We start from the raw sequence: 17,357 nt of genomic DNA, 5'->3' as shown, positions 1-17,357 counted from the left end.
TTCCGACCCGCGCCTCGGCGCCTGCCCTCATCCGTCTACCTGCTCTTCCTGGGTGCCCCATGCATCCAGGCGGCAGTCGGGGTCCTACGGGACCTCACCTTGATCGCGGGTTCTTCCGACGATCCTACAAAGCGACGTGGTCGAATTCACCCGCGATGAGTTCGGCCGTCTGAATCCCGTTCAGGGCGACCCCTCGGCGCAGATTGTCGGCGCAAACGAAGAACTCCAGCGCGTTCGGGTCGTCGAGGGCCACCCTCACCCGCCCGACCCAGGCCGGGTCGGTGCCCGCCGCGTCGGCCGGCGTGGGGAAGTCCCCGGCGGCCGGATCGTCCGCGACGACCACCCCGGGCGCCGCCCGCAACAGGTCGCGGGCGTCCTCGGCGGTGACGGTCCGACCGAAACGGGCCCGCACGGTCAGGGAGTGCCCGACCGCGACCGGAACCTGGACACAGGTGACGGAAACCGGCAGTTCGGGCAGGTCGAGGATGCGACGGGTCTCGGCCCGCAGGGCGAGTTCGTGCGAGGACCAGCCGTCCGGGCCGGCCGTGCCGGACCAGGGGATCACGTTGAGGGCCAGGGGCGCGGCGAACGGGCCGGTGTCCTCGCCGACCACCCGGCGCAGGTCGCCCGGGGTGCGGCCGAGATCGGCGTCCGGGTCTGCCACGAGGGCGAGTTGACGCAGCAGCGTGTCCACGGCGTCCCGGCCGTGCGCGCCGGCGGCCTGGTAGGAGGAGACGGCGAGGTCGACGAGCCCGTACTCGGCGTGCAGCGGTCCGAGGGCGGAGACGAGGACGGCGGTGACGCAGTCGGGCCCGGCGATCAGGGAGCGGGGGCGGTGGCGCGCGGCCTCGGGGTTGATCTCGGGGGCGACGAGCGGAACCTCGGGATCCGCGCGGAAGGCGGCCGACTGGTCGACCACGCAGGCGCCGCCGGCGGCGGCCGCGGGGGCCCAGCGGGCGGACACCTCGGCGGGGGTGAGGAAGAGGACCACGTCGCCGGGGCCGAGGCCGGCGAAGGCCGCCTCGTCGAGGGCGAGGACCTCGGCCTGGGTGGCCACCTCGGGTTCGGGATCGAGGGTCGCGGACCCGCCGAAGGTCCGGGCCGGAGCATTCGAGGTTGGCCGGAAACCGTCGTCGCCGATCGGTGCGGACGGGCTGTGGGTTTGGTCGGCGCGGGGCGCGGGGAGCGCGACCACGAACTCACCAACCTCGGTGCCCGGCCCGGTCTCGGTGCCCGGCCCCGTCTCGCGTCCGGCGGCCCGGAGCGCGGCGGCGCGCGCCGCGGCGAGGCCCGGGCTCACCGGGACGGTGAGGGTGCGGCCCGCCGAGCGCGCGGAGGCGATCAGCCGGATCTCGCCCCACAGCGCCGCCCGGGTGGGCAGCATCCGCAGGAGCACGGAGCCGATCGCTCCGGTCGCCCCGACCACGGCCAGTGCCGGAGCCGGGGTCGACCGGTCCGGACTCATCGTCCGGTGCCTCCGTAGACGACGGCCTCGTCGCTGTCGGAGTCCAGGCCGAAGGCCGTGTGCACGGCGCGGACGGCCTCGTTGACGTCGTCCTGGCGGGTGACGACCGAGATGCGGATCTCCGAGGTGGAGATCAGCTCGATGTTGACGCCCGCGTCGGACAGCGCCTGGAAGAAGGAGGCGGTGACCCCGGGGTTGGTCTTCATGCCCGCGCCGACCAGCGAGATCTTGCCGATCTGGTCGTCGTAGCGCAGGGAGTCGAAGCCGATCGCGGACTTCGCCTTCTCCAGGGCGTCGATGGCCTTGTGGCCCTCGGTCTTGGGGAGGGTGAAGGAGATGTCCGTGAGGCCGGTGGCCGCCGCGGACACGTTCTGCACGATCATGTCGATGTTGATCTCGGCGTCCGCGATGGCGCGGAAGATGGCCGCGGCCTCGCCCGGCTTGTCCGGGACCCCGACGACGGTGATCTTGGCTTCGGAGACGTCATGGGCGACTCCGGAGATGATGGCGTGCTCCACCGGCTCGTCCCCTTGCGACTCTGCGTTCTTGTTCTGCGACTTCTCGTTCTGCGGCTTCTCGTTGCTGACCCAGGTGCCCGGCAGTCCGGAGAAGGACGAGCGGACGTGGATCGGGATGTCGTAGCGGCGGGCGTACTCGACGCAGCGGTGCAGCAGCACCTTCGACCCGGAGGCCGCCAGCTCCAACATGTCCTCGGAGGAGATCCAGTCGATCTTCCGGGCCTTCTTCACCACGCGCGGGTCGGCGGTGAACACGCCGTCCACGTCGGTGTAGATCTCGCACACCTCGGCGTCGAGGGCGGCGGCCAGCGCGACCGCCGTCGTGTCCGAGCCGCCGCGGCCCAGCGTGGTGATGTCCTTGCTGTCCGCCGAGACGCCCTGGAAACCGGCGACGATGGCGATGTTGCCCTGGTCCAGCGCGGTGCGGATTCGGCCCGGCGTGACATCGATGATGCGCGCCTTGTTGTGGACCGAGTCCGTGATCACGCCGGCCTGGCTGCCGGTGAACGACTGGGCCTCGTGGCCCAGGTTTTTGATCGCCATGGCCAACAGGGCCATGGAGATGCGCTCTCCCGCCGTCAGCAGCATGTCGAATTCCCGGCCGGCAGGCATCGGGGACACCTGCTCGGCGAGATCGATCAGCTCGTCCGTCGTGTCGCCCATCGCCGACACCACGACAACGACCTGGTGGCCGTTCTTCTTGGCGTCGACGATCCTCTTGGCGACCCGCTTGATGCCTTCGGCATCGGCTACGGAGGAGCCTCCGTACTTCTGCACGACAAGGCCCACGTGCGCTCCTCGCTCAGTCCGTCTCGTTGCGGGTGCAGTCTAACGAGAGGCCGGGATCCGGCCGCCTCGTACCACATCATGAGACGAAATGATCAGGGATCCGGTTCCATGATCACCCGATTGAGGGAGGAAACCGGACCAAGGCGTTCCCGTCCCGACGCGCGGTCGCCGGGCCGGGAACGCCGGGCCCGACGCTACGGGGCCGACGCGGGCTGCGGCACGTCCTCGCCCCGGGCCTCCGCCGCCGCCCGTCGCGCGGCCCGGCCCAGTCCCAGCGGGCCGGCGATCTCGCGGGCCATGACCACTCCGGCCTCCTCGGCCAGTTCCTCGTCGGCGAGGTCCTCGTCCGTGTCCAGCCCGTCCAGCGCGGCCAGCGGCTGGTCCAGCCGGACGTGCGCGACCAGCGACTGGAGCGCCCGCAGGGTCGCCGAGGCGGTGGTGCCCCAGTTGGTGAAGTAGGAGAACTGCCACCACCACAGGGCCTCGGTGACCCGGCCCTGCCGGTAGTGCGCCAGCCCGTGCCGCAGGTCCGCGACCACGTCCGCGAGGTCGTCGGAGATCCGGTGCGCGACCGGCGCCTTGCGCGGCTCGTAGGGGTCGAAGACCTCCGAGTACACGTCGACGGGGTCGAGCATCAGCGCGAACCGCTCGCGCAGCTCATCCACGTCGGGCTCCGGGCCGACGTCCGGCTCCCACCGGTCCTCGGGCACGACGTCCTCGTACGCCCCGAGCCGGCCGCCCGCCAGCAGCAGCTGGGAGACCTCCAGGAGCAGGAACGGCACCGCGCTGTCGGGGTCCTCGCCCTTGGCCACCTCGGTGACGGCGACGAGGAAGGACTCGATCTGGTCCGCGACCGAGGCCGCGAAATCGTCCGGATCACGGCCCAGGGCGTGGAGCGTTGCATCAGACATCGAGTAGTCGCCTTCCCTCAAAGGCCCGCCCGAGCGTGACCTCGTCCGCGTACTCAAGATCTCCCCCGACGGGGAGCCCGCTGGCCAGGCGGGTCACCTTCAGGCCCATGGGCTTGATCATGCGCGCCAGATACGTGGCCGTGGCCTCCCCCTCCAGATTGGGGTCGGTGGCCAGGATCAGCTCGGTGATCGAGCCGTCGGCGAGCCGCGCGAGCAGCTCCCGGATCCGCAGGTCGTCCGGGCCGACGCCCTCGATGGGGCTGATGGCGCCGCCGAGCACGTGGTAGCGGCCGCGGAACTCGCGGGTCCGCTCGATCGCGACCACGTCCTTGGACTCCTCCACCACGCAGATGACGGTGTCGTCGCGGCGCGGGTCACGGCAGATCCCGCACCGCTCCTCCTGCGCGACGTTCCCGCACACCGCGCAGAACCGGACCTTCTCCTTCACCTCGAGCAGCGCGTGCGCCAGCCGACGCACGTCGGTGGGCTCGGCCTGCAGGATGTGGAAGGCGATCCGCTGCGCGCTCTTGGGCCCGACGCCGGGCAGCCTGCCCAGTTCGTCGATCAGGTCCTGGACCACGCCTTCGTACAACGGACTGCCTTCTTCCTGGCGAACTCGGTGGGGGGAACGTCACGGGTGGTGCGCACGCGACGGCCGGGGCGGTCGCGTGCGCGCGCTCAGAACGGCAGGCCGGGGATCCCGGAGCCGCCGCCGAGGCCCTGCGCGAGCGGGCCCAGCTTCTCCTGCTGGAGGCGGTGCGCGTTGTCGTTGGCGGCCTGAACGGCGGCGACCACGAGGTCGGCGAGGGTCTCGGTGTCCTCGGGATCCACCGCCTTCGGGTCGATCACCAGGGCCCGCAGCTCGCCCGAGCCGGTGACCGTGGCGCGCACCAGGCCGCCGCCCGCCTGGCCCTCCACCTCGGTCGCCGCGAGGGCCTCCTGGGCCGCCGCGAGGTCCTGCTGCATCTTCTGGGCCTGCTGGAGCAGCTGCTGCATGTTGGGCTGGCCGGCACCGGGGATCACGCGTCACTCCTTCGTCTTGCGGTCAAACCGAGCCTACGTGCTCCCCGGCGGGCGCGCCCTACGCCGTGAGGACCAACTCTTTCGGGTGAGGGAGTGGACGCGCGCGTACCTGATCACGACGGCCGTGTGGGCGGAAATCCCGGGAATCGTTGTCCACGGACCGCCATTCGGAGGTAGGAAGGGCACGCGCACCGTCGCGCCCCCGCGCGCCGGCGAGCACCCGGCGCTCGGTTCGGGAACGTCGTCGTACCGTGCCGGATCGACCTCGCACCGTCGTCTTCTCGCCGGCCGGGCCAGGTGCGCACGCGCCGCCGGCACGCGGGGCGAGGTCGGTGTCAGGGTCCGTGCAGACATGTCCACACGAGGGAGTGCCGGGTGAGCCAGCCGGAGATGCAGCCCGAGGGGTCGGCGCCCCGGGAGGACGGCGACGCGGGTCCGAACGGCGCGGGCGACGCGGTGCGGGGCGCGGGCGAGCCCGTGCCGGCCGGGGCGGGCGGCGCGGCCGGGGCGGGGATCGGGAAGGCCGGGTCCGGGGCGGGCGGCGGCAGGTCCGGTGCCCGGGCCCTGGACGACCTCATCGGACGCCCGTTCCCGCTGGGGGACTGGGGCGAGCCGGCCGAGCGGCTGGACGAGATCTACCGCCGGGTGGAGGAGGACGCGCTGCGGACCGCCGCCTGGTACCTCTCCGACCGGTCGTGGAAGCGCCGGGGCGCGCGCGTGTTGCGCGCCGGAGCCGCCGGGAGCGCGGTGGTCGGCGGGGCGCTGCCGTTGCTGGAGCTGACGGGCGCGGTGCCCGGGGCCGCCGTCTACGGCTGGCTCGCGCTGCTGCTCGCCGCCGGGTGCGTGGCCGGGGACCGGTTCTTCGGGCTGACCTCGGGGTGGATGCGGAACGTGGCGACCGCGCAGGCGGTGCAGCGAAGACTCCAGACGCTCCAGTTCGACTGGGCGTCGGAGAACGTGCGCGAGGTGCTGGGGCCCACGGAGGGCACGGCGGGCGAGGCCGCGGAGCGCTGTCTGACGGTGCTGCGTCGGTTCTCCGAGGACGTCACGGAGCTGGTGCGCAGCGAGACGGCGGACTGGATGGTGGAGTTCCGGTCCGGTCCGGCGCCCCTGATGACGCAGGACCGGGGCGGGGACCGGAACCGGGGGCCGGAGCCGGGCCCGCAGCAGCCGAGGTTCCCGCTGCCGCCGGGCACCCGGCCGAACATGCCGCGTCAGCGGCCGCCGGAGCAGCCGCGCTGAGTCGTGCCGTCCGCGCACCGGTCGGGCGAGGCGGGCGGGCGAGGTGCTCACCCCGCGCGACCGGTGGGCGGATCGGGTGGATCAGCTGAAGATGATCATCGAGCCCTGGGCGAGGCTGCGGGTCGCGGCCGCGTGCAGGCCGGCCCACACGTGGCGTTCGCGGGCGTAGGGGCTGTCGTCGGCGGGGAGGGGCCCGGCGGGCTCCTCCGGCGCGGTGGGGCCGCCGGGGGGCGCGGGGGCGGCCGGGGGCTTGTCGGGGTCTATGCCGAGGGCGGGGGCCACGAACAGCAGCTCGCGCAGGAGGCCGTGCGCGGAACCGAGGGGTCCGCCTCCGGCGGGCAGTTCGTCGTCGGTGAGCGGGGCCGGGAAGTCCACGGGCACGTAGGCGCCGGCGTGGTCGAAGTGCCACACGAGGTGGGACTCCCGGGCGGTCGCCTCGAACATCTCCAGGAGCTGTTCGTAATCGCTGCCGAGGTCGCCCACGGGGGCCACCGGGAGTCCGCAGACCCGCAGCAGGTAGGCGCGGCGCAGCAGGTGCAGCGCCTCGTAGTCGAAACCGGCCACCGGGGCGACGTCCCCGGACAGGCCCGGCATGTAGGCGAAGACGGGCACGGACGGCAGTCCGGCGGCGCCGAGCGCCTTGTCGTACGCGGCGATCTCCTCCGCGAAGGGGTTGTCGGCGCTGTGGCACAGCACGTCGACAAGGGGGACCAGCCACAGGTCACAGGCCACGCGGGCTCCGTTCGGTCGGGGTCGGTCGTTGTCCGCCGATCGGGCCAGCGTAATGCTCCGGACACGCTCAGCGAAGAGGTCGTCACGGGGCCGGGGGAGAAGCGCTAGCGGTGGCCGGCGCGGTTGAGTTCGTCGGCCCAGTCCAGGCCGTGTCGGTTGTAGTCGTGGACGAGGGCGCGGACCTCGTCGGCGTCGGCGCGGGTGATGGCGTCGATGAGTTCCCGGTGGCCGCACCAGAGGCCGGTGCGGGACTGCGGGTCGGCCTTGAGGAAGGGCACGGCGAAGACCCAGCACTGGACGCGGATCCGGTGCAGGAACTCGGTGATGTACTCGTTGCCCACCAGCCCGCTCAGCTCCCGCCAGAACCGCAGGTCGTAGCCGATGAGGACCTCCAGCGAGCCGCTGAGGGCGGCCTTGCGGGCCTCTTCGCCGCGCCGGCGGACCGAGACGAGGAGTTCGGCGCAGCCGGCCGTGGTGCCCCGTTCGACGAGGCGGCGGAAGACCCCGTCCACGACGAGGACCCGCGCCTCGACCATGCAGCGGAAATCGGCCACGGAGTAGACCCGGACCCGGAAGCCCCGGTGTTCGACGGACTCCAGGAGCCCTTGGGCGGCGAGGTCGACGAGGGCCTCGCGGACGGGGGTCGCGGAGACCTCGTACTGATCGGCGATCTGCTTGACCGTGAACTCGGTCCCGGGGGGCAGCCGGCCGGCGAGCACTTCGTCGCGCAGAGCGTCCGCGACCTGGCGCCGCAAGGTGTTGCGGGTCACGGGTCCGCTGGCTGGCATAGGGGTCCGTCTCCTTCGTAGAACTCCGGACACCATAGGCCGGCCGAAGGGGCTCCCCTTGATCGTTTGTGCTGGTCGGGGGCGGTTCGCGGCGTTCATCGGGTGGATCCGGGACGGAGTTCGGGAGATCGACGGACGGGTCCCCCCGGGCATCGCGGGATGTTCGCGGGCGCACGGGGGGATATCCGCATGTCAGGAGGAACCGCCCGCTATGCGGACGTGGTGTGGGCGTCGGCGACGCTCAGGGCCTCGTCGAGAACGGCGAGCCCTTCCTTGAGGTCGGTCTCGGTGATGTTGCACGGGGGGACGACGTGGGTGCGGTTCATGTTGACGAACGGCCACAGCCCGCGGCTCTTGCAGGCGGCGGTGAATTCGGCCATCGGGGCGTTGTCCGGGCCGGCCGCGTTGTAGGGCACGAGGGGTTCGCGGGTCTCGCGGTCCTTGACGAGTTCGAGGGCCCAGAAGGTGCCCAGGCCGCGGACCTCGCCGACCGAGGGGTGACGCTCGGCCAGCTCGCGCAGGGCGGGCCCGATGAGCTCGGCGCCGGTGCGGGCGGACTGCTCCACGACGCCCTCCTCGGCCATGGCGGTGAGGGTGGCGACGGCGGCGGCGCAGGCGAGGGGGTGCCCGGAGTAGGTGAGGCCGCCGGGGTAGGGGCGGCGGGCGAAGGTCTCGGCGATGGCGCCGGAGATGGCGACGCCGCCGAGCGGGACGTAGCCGCTGTTGACGCCCTTGGCGAAGGTGAGGAGGTCGGGGGTGACCTCCCAGTGGTCGGCCGCGAACCACTCGCCGGTGCGCCCGAAGCCGGCCATGACCTCGTCGAGGACGAAGACGATGCCGTGGCGGTCGCAGAGTTCGCGGACCCCGGCCAGGTAGCCCTTCGGCGGCACCATGATCCCCGCCGTGCCGGGGACGGACTCCAGGACGATCGCGGCGATGGAGGCGGGGCCTTCGAAGACGATGGTGTCCTCAAGGTGGGTGAGGGCGCGGGCGCACTCCTCGGCCTCGGTGCTCGCGTGGAAGGCCGAGCGGTACAGGAAGGGGCCCCAGAAGTGCACGACCCCGGCGGAGGCGGTGTCGGAGGCCCAGCGGCGCGGGTCCCCGGTGAGGTTGATCGCGGCGGAGGTGGCCCCGTGGTAGCTGCGGTAGGTGCTCAGGACCTTCTGCCGCCCGGTGTGCAGGCGGGCCATGCGCACGGCGTTCTCGACGGCCTCGGCCCCGCCGTTGGTGAAGAAGATCTTGTCCAGGTCGCCCGGGGTGCGCTCGGCGATCAGCCGGGCGGCCTCGGACCGTACGTCCACGGCGTACCCGGGGGCCAGGGTGCACAGCTTGGCGGCCTGCTCCTGGATCGCGGCGATCACCTTGGGGTGCTGGTGGCCGATGTTGGTGTTGACGAGCTGGGAGGCGAAGTCGAGGTAGCGGTTTCCCTCGTAGTCCCAGAAGTGCGAGCCCTCGGCCCCGGCCACCGCCAGCGGGTCGATCAGGGCCTGGGCCGACCAGGAGTGGAAGACGTGGGCGCGGTCGGTGGCCTTGACGGCGGCACCGGCCTCCGGGGAGGGGAGGTGAGGGGTCATGCCGTGAGGCTAGAAGCGCGCAGGTGGGAGGGGGTATCGGCGGGTTGTGTGGGTGTGGCCGGGTGGGCTCGGCAGTCTGTCCGCCCCCGGCGACCGGTCGGGGGTCGAACGACATGGGAACAGCCGGATTTTGTTTGACAGTTTGCTGTCATCATGACAGTCTGTTGTCAGTGGACGAGGGTGGCGCAGACCCCGTCCACCGCGTCGACCGAAGTCGGCCGGCGCCCGCACACCTGCCCCGGGAGTCACGATGAGCACCACCGCCGATGCCGCCACGCCCGTCGTCCACGTCGCGGTCTACGACACCCTCGCCGACTGGGAGACCGGCCACGCCACGGCCCACCTCACCCAGCGCGGCCACACCGTTCGCACCGTCGCCCTCGACCCCGACCGCACCGTGACCACCATGGGCGGCCTGCGCGTCACCCCCGACATGGCCCTCGCGGACCTGGACCCGGCCGACTCCGCCCTGCTGATCCTCCCGGGGGCCCAGCTGTGGGACACCGGCGAGGACCTGGCCCCCTTCGCCGAGAAGGCCCGCGCCTTCCTGGACGCCGGCGTCCCGGTCGCCGCGATCTGCGGGGCCACCGCCGGCCTCGCCCGGGCCGGAATCCTGGACAAGCGGGCCCACACCAGCGGCGCCGCCGAGTACCTGGCCGCCCAGCCCGGCTACACCGGCGGGGACCTGTACGTGGAGGCGGACGCCGTCACCGACGGGGACCTCGTCACCGCCGGCCCCACCGACCCCGTGGCCTTCGCCCGCGAGATCTTCGCCCGGGTCGAGGCCTACGACGCGGAGGTCCGCGACGCGTGGTTCCGCCTCTTCCACGACTCCGACCCCTCCGCCTTCCCGGTGCTGATGGCGGCGGCCGAGGAAGGCCGTGCCTGACCGGCCGGCGGGCCCCGCACGACGCGTCCCGCCACCCGGATCCGACCCCGCCGACACCTCGGACCCGAGCGCCACCGGCCGTATCCTCCGGGGCATGACACCGCCCCCGACCACAGCGGCCCCGGCACCGGGCCCGGCACCGACGACGGCCGGGACCGCGGCCGCCGATCCCACCGCCGATCCCACCCCCGGGCCCTCCGCGACCCCACCCGTGCCCGCCCTCCTGGACCGCGCCGCCCTCGGCGCGTTCCGCCTCAACGCCCGCCTGCTGGCGGTCTCCGAGGAGATCGCCCGCCCGGCCGGCCTCACGGCCGCCTGGTGGCAGGTCCTGGGCGCGGTGCTGCGCGAACCCCTCTCGGTCGCGGCCATCGCCCGCACCATGGGCATCACCCGGCAGAGCGTGCAGCGGATCGCCGACCTCCTGACCGAGCGCGGCCTGACCGAGTACGTGCCCAATCCGGCGCACCGACGGGCGAAACTGCTGCGCCCGACGGACGCGGGGCGTGCCGCGGTGACCCGCATAACCCCCGCCCACGCCGAGCTCGCGACCTCCCTGAGCACCGTCCTGGGCGGGTCCGAGGAGTTCGAGCGGGCGGTCGAAGCGGTCGAGCGCCTGGCGGCGGCCCTGGAACGACACCTCCCGCCGCCCGCCTGACCCCCGTTCGCCCGTCCCCCGCCCGCCCGGCAGCACGCCGAACGCCCACAGCAACCACCAGCGCCATCCCACGCCCCTCACCCCCGCATCGTCACGCTCCGCACCGAAAGTAACGGAGAGTGATGATGCGGGGATAGGGGCGGTCGAGGCACAAGGGGCTCGAAAGAGGGGCGCGCACACCCCGCCCGCCCCGCACCCGACCCACACCCGACCCGAACGCCGACGTCAGGGCCCTGCCCCGGCCGCACCGCACACCACCGCGCAACACCACCCCGGACACCGACGCCCCCACACCACCCCGCGAACCCCAGCGGCCCCATGCGCCACACAGGGCGCGATTGCCGGCTCCGCGGGCCAACCCCCCTGCCCACGACCGGACCACCCGACTATCCTCGACGCTATTCGGCCAGCCAGTCCTAGGGGGAGGGACCCCGGCCATGGAGCGCCTCACTTCGACCGATCCGCAACGGATCGGCGCGTACAACCTGATCTCACGGCTCGGCGCCGGCGGCATGGGCCGCGTCTACCTGGCCCGATCCGACCGGGGCCGCATCGTCGCCCTGAAACTCGTCCACCACGAGCTCGCGGTCCGCGAGGAGTTCCGCATCCGGTTCCGCCAAGAGGTCGACGCCGCGCGCCGCGTGGGCGGCCAGTGGACCGCACCCGTCCTCGACGCCGACACCGAGGCCGCCGTGCCCTGGGTCGCCACCGGCTACATGGCCGGCCCCAGCCTGCGCGAGGTCGTGGGCCAGGACCACGGCCCGCTCGGGGTCCGCTCCGTCCGGATCCTCGCCGCCGGCCTCGCCCACGCCCTCACCGACATCCACGCGGCCGGTCTCATCCACCGCGACCTCAAGCCGTCCAACGTGCTCGTCACCATCGACGGCCCCCGCGTCATCGACTTCGGGATCGCCCGCGCCCTCGAAGCGAGCGAGGAACCCGGGCTCACCCGCACCGGGCAACTCATCGGCTCGCCCGGGTTCATGGCCCCCGAGCAGGTCAGCGGCGCCACCGTCACCCCGGCCTGCGACGTGTTCTGCCTCGGCACCCTCCTCGCCTACGCGGCCACCGGCTCGCTCCCCTTCGGAGAGGCCGAGAGCATCGGCGGCCTGCCGGCCCTGCTCATCCGCATCAGCCAGGACGAACCCGACCTCGACCGGGTGCCGGAGGAACTGCGCGACCTGGTCCGCGACTGCCTCCACAAGGACCCCGCCCGCCGCCCCACGCCCGCGCAGATCCTCGCCCGGGTCGGCGCGGACCACACCGTCGCCGACGGCAAGGCCCGCGAATCCTGGCTCCCCGCCTCCCTCATCGAGGGCATAGCGCGCGCCAGCACCAGCCTCCTCGACCACGAGGACGACCGCCCGCGCACCACCCCGCCCGTCGGCCCCGGCCACACCGAGGTGGTCCCCCCGCACCCGCACAACACCCCGCCGCCCCCCGGCATCCCCGGCACCGGCACCCCCACCGGCGGCACCGGCCGGGACGCCGCGACCCTCGTCGGCGCCCACTCCCACCCCGGCGGGCCGGCCGCGCCGCCGCCCCCGCCGTACAACCTGCCCCCGCACGGCGGCACCCCGCCGCCCGGCCACGGGTACGGGTACGGCTACCCGCACCCCCACACCCCGCCCCCCTACCTGCCCCAGCCGCCGCAGAACGGCGGCGGACAGGTCGGCATCGCCAAGCTGATCGGCGTCGGCCTCGTCGTGGCCCTGCTCGCGGGGGGCGCCGTGTTCGCCATCATGCAGAGCCAGAAGGGCGATCCCGAGGCCAAGGGCGGCACCCACACCGCGTCCGGCGCCCCCGGCACCTCGACCGATCCGAACGGCTCCGGCGGGAACGGCGGGAAGTCCGGCGACGTCCCCGCCTCCACCCCGAACACCACCCCCACCAACCCGCAGGCCGCCACGCCCAACGACAGCGTGCCCAGCGCCTACCTCGGCGACTGGGTCGGCAGCCTCGGCGGGCAGACCTGGCGCATCCGCCTCGCCCCCGGCCGCGTCGGCGATTCCGTCATGGACCTGTCCATGACGGCCGACGGCCTGAGCTGCGGCTGGACGGCGACCCTGGTGCGCGGCGGCGGCAGCGTCGAGGTCTCCGCCACCAACCTGACGTACAGCTCCGGCGGCGGGTGCAGTTCCGGCCCGGCCAGTTCCCTCTCCCTCGGCTCCGACGGCACCCTCCACCGGGACACGTACTCCTCGGCCAAGTCGCCCAAGGTGTACTACCGGGGCTGAATTCCGGCGCGCGCCCGGGCACCGCTGAGCCGCGAATTCCGAATCACGGAATTGTGTCGGGGTCAATAAGCCTGAAAGCAAAGCTTGTTGCCCCCGAGACGGGCACCGCACACTGCCGCTCATGGAGCCGTTGGACGTGGTTGCGGAACTGTGGAAGCGGATCGACGCCCGGGACTGGGACGGCGTGGCCCGTCTGCTCGCCGAGGACCTGGTCGTGGACTGGCCGGTCAGCGGGGAACGCATCGTCGGCCGGGCCAATTTCCTGGCGGTGGCCGACGAGGACACCTACGGCGAGGACGGCTCGGTGCGCCTCCTCGACATCGTGGCCGACGGGGAACGGGTGATCAGCGAGGTGGAACTGCGGCTGGACCACGTCGTCTACCGCGCGGTGTCCTGGTGGACGGTCCGGGACGGGAGGGTGGTCGCGGCCCGCGAGTACTGGACCAGCCCCGGCCAGGACCCCGCGCCGCGCTGGCGGGCCGGCTACGTGGAGCGCGTCGAGTTCGCGCCCGCCGCCTCGGCCGCCCCGGCGGAGGCCCTCGAACTCACCCGCTGAACCGCCCCGCCGACCCGCCGCCCCGCCCCACCGAACCGCCCCGCCGCCCGCGCGGGTCACCCGCCGGCCCCGCGTGCCTCGCGCAGCCGGTCGATCTCCCGCCCGATCGCCTCGCGCAGCCCGTCGTGCCGCGGCCCGAGCGCGAACTCCTCCGACGTCCAGCGCTCCCGCGGGTACAACCACACGGGCATCCGCACGAGGTCCGGCGCCTCCCAGTCGTAGCGCGGCCAGACGTGGGCGTGCAGGTACGGGTCGGTGTTGCCGAGGATCTCGATGTTCACCCGCCGAAAGCCCGGATCGTGCCCGGCGCAGGCCCGTTCCACGGCCTCGGCCACGAGGTCCAGGTCCGCGAGGTACCGGGCCCGGGCCGGCGCGGGCAGCTCGCTCAGGCGCGTCACCGCCGGATCGTCCACGAGCAGGACGACGTACCCGGGCAGGAACTGACGGTCCCCCATCACCGCGAAACCCGCGTCCAGTCGACGCAGCACGGTCGGATTCCCGCCGCGCAGCGCGCTGCCGATGCGGTCCCGACGCCAATCGGTGATCTCCATGGCCTCATTCTGCGCCGGCCCCCGACCTCGGCCGAAGGCACTACCCGTCATACCCGGGTGCCAGACACGAGCCGGCCCCACGGCGTGACGCCCCGCCGGCGGCCCCCTTCCTACGGTCGGCCTCGCCCGGACGGTTCCCCTCGGGCGCCGCCCCGTCGCCGCCCGGAAGGCCACCATGCGCACCCCCGCCACCACCCCCGCCGCCCGCACCCGCTCCGGAGCCCCGAAGGCCGACCCGGCGGCGACCGTCCCGCCGCTCACCCGGCGCCTCCGGAGGCCGGGCCGGCTCGCGCGCGTGGCCCTGGCGACCCTGGTGCTGCTGGGACTGACGGCTCCCGTCGCGGGCGCCGCCCCCGTCCCCGCGGCCCCCGCGCCGGCCCCCCTCGACCTGCCGGCCGGCACCCCGCCCGAGGCCCGGCGGGCGGCCCAACTCTCCGCCCTGACCGCGGCCGCCCGGATGGCCGGGGACGGCCGGCACCCCGAACGGGCGGCGGCCCTGGCCTCGCTCGCGGCGGACCGGCCGAACCTGCTGGAGTTCGACGGGCGCGGACCGGGACGACTCGTGGAGGTCTTCGGAGACCTGTCACGGGCGCGCAGGGTGGCGGTGCTCGTCCCCGGCTCGGACACCTCCCTGGACACCTACCGCCGGATGCGCGACGGCGCCGCGGCCCTCCACGAGCGGCTCTCCGAAGCGGACACGCCGACGGCGGTCGTCGCCTGGCTCGGCTACACCACCCCCGAGACCGTGGGCGGCGCCGTCGTCACCACGGCCCGCGCCGACGAGGGCGCACGCGCCCTGGGCCCGTTCCTGGACCGCCTCGCGCGACTGACCGGACCCGACACCCGGTTCAGCCTGCTGTGCCACTCCTACGGCTCGGTGGTGTGCGCCCGGACCGACACCGGCCCGGCCGTCGCCGACCTCGTCCTCTACGGCAGCCCCGGCACGGGCGACGCCCGCACCGCCGCCGACCTCCCCACCCCGGCCCGGGTCTGGGCCGCCCGCGGCTCGGCCGACTGGATAGCCGACATCCCCCACGTCCGGATCGGCGACCTGGGCCTGGGCACCGACCCGATGACCCCGTCCTTCGGCGCCCGGATCCTTCCCGCGGGCGACGGCGGGCACAGCGACTACCTGCGCCCCGGCAGCGTCCCCCTCGACTCCCTCGCCCGCGTGGTCCTCGGCACCGCCACGCCCTGAGGCCCCGCCCCGGGTCGGGATCCGGCCCGGGGTCCGCCTCGGGGTCCGTCTTGAGGAGGACCCCGGAAGATCGGCGCGACGGGGGACGCGGCCGTCCGGCCCGCCCGCCTAACGTTTCCGGCATGACGGACACCATCCGGTCGATCCGGATCGCCACGCCACCGCACCCCGCCGCCGACGGGTCCCCCGTCGAGAACCCCGTGGTTCCCCTGTGGAACTCCTTCCGCGACAACCTCCTGAACGAGCCGTTCGCCCGGGTGCCGCTGGCCCCCTCCCCCGCCGACGGGCCGTTCGTCCGCCGGCTGCCCGAGGGGATACGCCAAGCCGCCCGCCACACGCGGCACGCCCTGGTCATGGGCCTCTCGGCGATCCTGTTCATCGCCGCGCTCGCCTCCCACCTCCCGTCCTACGGGCTCGTGCCGGCGCTGTTCCTCGCCGTGCTGACCGCCGGCCCGCTCGTGGTCACGCTCACCCGTCCCGTCGGCGCCTTCTGGATCCTCATGGGGGCCTCGGTGCTGCTGGCCGGCACCGACGCGGGCCGACCCGCCTGGCCCTGGGCCATGGCAGCGTTCCCCGTCACCCTGGCCGTGCTGGCCGTCGTGGCCCTGCGGACCCGGCCCTCGACCGCCCTGTGGATGTGGGTGGTCAACAGCGGCTTCGGCGTCGGGGCCTGGCTGCTGTCCGGGTTCTTCCAGCCGCACGCCGGGGTCCTCGCGATGATCCCGGTCAGTGCCTTCCTCCTGTTGCTGATCTGCGTGCAGCAGGTCCGTCGGGGCGCCGCGCGCGAGGTGTCCGCCGAGCGCGAGGTCACCGCCGCCGAACGCGGCATGCGCACCCTCCTCGAAGAGCGCACCACCATCGCCCGCGAGCTGCACGACGTGGTCGCCCACCACATGTCCGTCGTCGCCATCCAGGCCGAGGCGGCCCCCTACCGGGTGGAGAACCCGCCGCCGGAGCTGGAGGCCGCGTTCGCGACCATCCGGGAGAACGCCGTCGCCGCGCTGACCGAACTGCGGCGGGTCCTCGGCGTGGTCCGGACCGCGGACTTCGAGGCCCCGGACGCCCCGCAGCCCACCCTCGCGGACCTCGACTCCCTGATCGCCAACGTGCACGGGGCCGGAATCCGCGTCACCAAGACCCTCACCGGTGGCCGGCGTCCCCTGCCCCAGGGCGTGGAGCTGTCGGCGTACCGCATCGTGCAGGAGGCGTTGAGCAACGTGCTGCGACACGCTCCCGGGGCGGAGGCGAACGTCGAGATCTCCTACGTGCTCGGCGGCCTGGGCCTGCGCGTCGTGAACGAGCGGCCCTCCAAGGAGGTCCGGCCCTCGCCCGGCGCCGGCCACGGGCTGACGGGGATGCGGGAGCGGGTGGCGATGCTGCACGGCGAGATCACGACCGGGCCCACCGCCGAGGGCGGTTACGAGGTCTCCGTGTTCGTTCCCGCGCCGCGCGCCGAGGCGGTCGAGGGCCTGACGAAGCCGGGAGCGGAGGCATGAGCGTGCGCGTGCTGATCGTCGACGACCAGATGATGGTGCGCGAGGGCTTCTCCGTGCTCTTGGGTGCCCAACCCGACATCGAGGTCGTCGGGGAGGCCGTGAACGGACGCGAGGCCGTCGAGCAGGTCGCCCGGCTGAGCCCGGACGTGGTGCTGATGGACATCCGCATGCCCGAGATGAACGGGCTGGAGGCCACCCGGGTCATCGTGGGATCCGGCGGGGCGACCAAGGTGCTGGTCCTCACCACCTTCGACCTGGACGAGTACGTGTACGAGGCGCTGCGCGCCGGCGCCTCCGGGTTCCTGCTGAAGGACGCCTCCGCCCGACAGCTCGCCGAGGGCGTGCGGGTCGTGGCCGACGGGGAGGCGCTGCTGGCGCCCTCCGTGACCCGCCGGTTGATCACGGAGTTCACCCGACTCGACGGAACCCGCCGGCCCCTCACCGAGCGCCGGACGCTCGACGAACTGACCGACCGCGAGAGCGAGGTGCTGACGTTGATCGCCCACGGGCTGTCCAACGGCGAGATCGCCGAGCACCTGTCGGTGGCCGAGTCCACCGTCAAGACCCACGTCAGCCGGGTGTTGGTGAAACTGGGGCTGCGGGACCGCACCCAGGCCGCCGTGTTCGCGTACGAGGCCCGCCTGGTGGCCCCGGCGCCCCAGGGCATGCCCTTCCGGTGAGCCGCGCCGGCGCCGCACCCGGGTCCGGCGCCGCTGCGGGGAGCCGCGGGGGC

General features: G+C 73.7%; 17 protein-coding genes. 8 read left to right on the top strand and 9 right to left on the bottom strand.

Going from position 1 to position 17,357, the window contains the following annotated elements:
• Window positions 1–124: 124 nt before the first annotated feature.
• From ACN20G_RS13320 to ACN20G_RS13300, 5 genes are all read right to left on the bottom strand, one after another.
• Window positions 125–1,465, bottom strand: a complete 1,341-nt coding sequence (locus tag ACN20G_RS13320; RefSeq protein WP_424212979.1) for an aspartate-semialdehyde dehydrogenase — start codon at window positions 1,463–1,465, stop codon at window positions 125–127.
• On the bottom strand, window positions 1,462–2,772 hold the full coding sequence (locus tag ACN20G_RS13315; protein WP_424212978.1) for an aspartate kinase: 1,311 nt from the start codon (window positions 2,770–2,772) through the stop codon (window positions 1,462–1,464). The genes ACN20G_RS13320 and ACN20G_RS13315 overlap by 4 nt, the downstream gene beginning before the upstream one ends.
• Window positions 2,773–2,966: 194 nt before the next feature.
• Window positions 2,967–3,683 (bottom strand): DUF5063 domain-containing protein, encoded by a 717-nt coding sequence (locus tag ACN20G_RS13310; RefSeq protein WP_424212977.1) that lies wholly within the window; start codon window positions 3,681–3,683, stop codon window positions 2,967–2,969.
• Window positions 3,676–4,275: a recombination mediator RecR gene (gene recR, locus ACN20G_RS13305; RefSeq protein ID WP_424212976.1), complete on the bottom strand. Its 600-nt coding sequence runs from the start codon at window positions 4,273–4,275 to the stop codon at window positions 3,676–3,678. The genes ACN20G_RS13310 and recR overlap by 8 nt, the downstream gene beginning before the upstream one ends.
• Window positions 4,276–4,361: 86 nt before the next feature.
• Entirely contained in the window at window positions 4,362–4,706 is a 345-nt protein-coding gene (locus tag ACN20G_RS13300) for a YbaB/EbfC family nucleoid-associated protein (RefSeq protein WP_424212975.1), read from the bottom strand.
• Window positions 4,707–5,081: 375 nt separating this feature from the next.
• Here ACN20G_RS13300 and ACN20G_RS13295 point away from each other — a divergent pair, with 375 nt between their 5' ends.
• Window positions 5,082–5,948 (top strand): SLATT domain-containing protein, encoded by an 867-nt coding sequence (locus ACN20G_RS13295; protein WP_424212974.1) that lies wholly within the window; start codon window positions 5,082–5,084, stop codon window positions 5,946–5,948.
• 81 nt (window positions 5,949–6,029) lie between these two features.
• Here the strand turns inward: ACN20G_RS13295 and ACN20G_RS13290 are convergent, their stop codons facing one another.
• The 3 genes from ACN20G_RS13290 to ACN20G_RS13280 all read right to left on the bottom strand — a co-directional run bounded on the left by ACN20G_RS13290 (window position 6,030) and on the right by ACN20G_RS13280 (window position 9,042).
• Entirely contained in the window at window positions 6,030–6,680 is a 651-nt protein-coding gene (locus ACN20G_RS13290) for a hypothetical protein (protein WP_424212973.1), read from the bottom strand.
• A 104-nt stretch (window positions 6,681–6,784) separates the two neighbouring features.
• Window positions 6,785–7,468: a GntR family transcriptional regulator gene (locus ACN20G_RS13285; RefSeq protein ID WP_424212972.1), complete on the bottom strand. Its 684-nt coding sequence runs from the start codon at window positions 7,466–7,468 to the stop codon at window positions 6,785–6,787.
• A 209-nt stretch (window positions 7,469–7,677) separates the two neighbouring features.
• Window positions 7,678–9,042, bottom strand: a complete 1,365-nt coding sequence (locus ACN20G_RS13280; RefSeq protein WP_424212971.1) for an aspartate aminotransferase family protein — start codon at window positions 9,040–9,042, stop codon at window positions 7,678–7,680.
• A 250-nt stretch (window positions 9,043–9,292) separates the two neighbouring features.
• On the opposite strand from ACN20G_RS13280, the gene ACN20G_RS13275 reads away from it, so the two are divergent.
• From ACN20G_RS13275 to ACN20G_RS13260, 4 genes are all read left to right on the top strand, one after another.
• Entirely contained in the window at window positions 9,293–9,931 is a 639-nt protein-coding gene (locus ACN20G_RS13275; protein ID WP_424212970.1) for a DJ-1/PfpI family protein, read from the top strand.
• Between the two features lie 94 nt (window positions 9,932–10,025).
• The gene (locus tag ACN20G_RS13270) at window positions 10,026–10,586 is read left to right on the top strand and encodes a MarR family winged helix-turn-helix transcriptional regulator (RefSeq protein ID WP_424212969.1); all 561 of its coding nucleotides are present in this window, start codon (window positions 10,026–10,028) and stop codon (window positions 10,584–10,586) included.
• A 437-nt stretch (window positions 10,587–11,023) separates the two neighbouring features.
• Window positions 11,024–12,823, top strand: a complete 1,800-nt coding sequence (locus ACN20G_RS13265; RefSeq protein ID WP_424212968.1) for a serine/threonine-protein kinase — start codon at window positions 11,024–11,026, stop codon at window positions 12,821–12,823.
• Window positions 12,824–12,944: 121 nt separating this feature from the next.
• Window positions 12,945–13,379: a nuclear transport factor 2 family protein gene (locus ACN20G_RS13260; protein WP_424212967.1), complete on the top strand. Its 435-nt coding sequence runs from the start codon at window positions 12,945–12,947 to the stop codon at window positions 13,377–13,379.
• Window positions 13,380–13,435: 56 nt separating this feature from the next.
• On the opposite strand, the gene ACN20G_RS13255 is transcribed toward ACN20G_RS13260, so the two are convergent.
• A complete protein-coding gene (locus ACN20G_RS13255) occupies window positions 13,436–13,930 on the bottom strand; it encodes an HIT family protein (protein WP_424212966.1) in 495 nt (164 codons plus the stop codon).
• 175 nt (window positions 13,931–14,105) lie between these two features.
• Between ACN20G_RS13255 and ACN20G_RS13250 the strand changes: the two genes are divergently transcribed.
• The 3 genes from ACN20G_RS13250 to ACN20G_RS13240 all read left to right on the top strand — a co-directional run bounded on the left by ACN20G_RS13250 (window position 14,106) and on the right by ACN20G_RS13240 (window position 17,304).
• Window positions 14,106–15,128, top strand: coding sequence for an alpha/beta hydrolase (locus ACN20G_RS13250; protein ID WP_424212965.1), 1,023 nt, complete (start codon window positions 14,106–14,108; stop codon window positions 15,126–15,128).
• A gap of 122 nt (window positions 15,129–15,250) precedes the next feature.
• On the top strand, window positions 15,251–16,624 hold the full coding sequence (locus tag ACN20G_RS13245) for a sensor histidine kinase (protein ID WP_424212964.1): 1,374 nt from the start codon (window positions 15,251–15,253) through the stop codon (window positions 16,622–16,624).
• On the top strand, window positions 16,621–17,304 hold the full coding sequence (locus ACN20G_RS13240; protein ID WP_424212963.1) for a response regulator: 684 nt from the start codon (window positions 16,621–16,623) through the stop codon (window positions 17,302–17,304). Before ACN20G_RS13245 ends, ACN20G_RS13240 begins: the two co-directional genes overlap by 4 nt.
• The last annotated feature ends 53 nt before the right edge of the window (window positions 17,305–17,357 follow it).

The sequence above is a fragment of the Streptomyces dryopteridis genome, from assembly GCF_049606955.1.
GTDB lineage: Bacteria > Actinomycetota > Actinomycetes > Streptomycetales > Streptomycetaceae > Streptomyces.
Note: the sequence above shows the minus strand (reverse complement) of the source record. Positions and strands in the feature narration are given on the sequence as shown.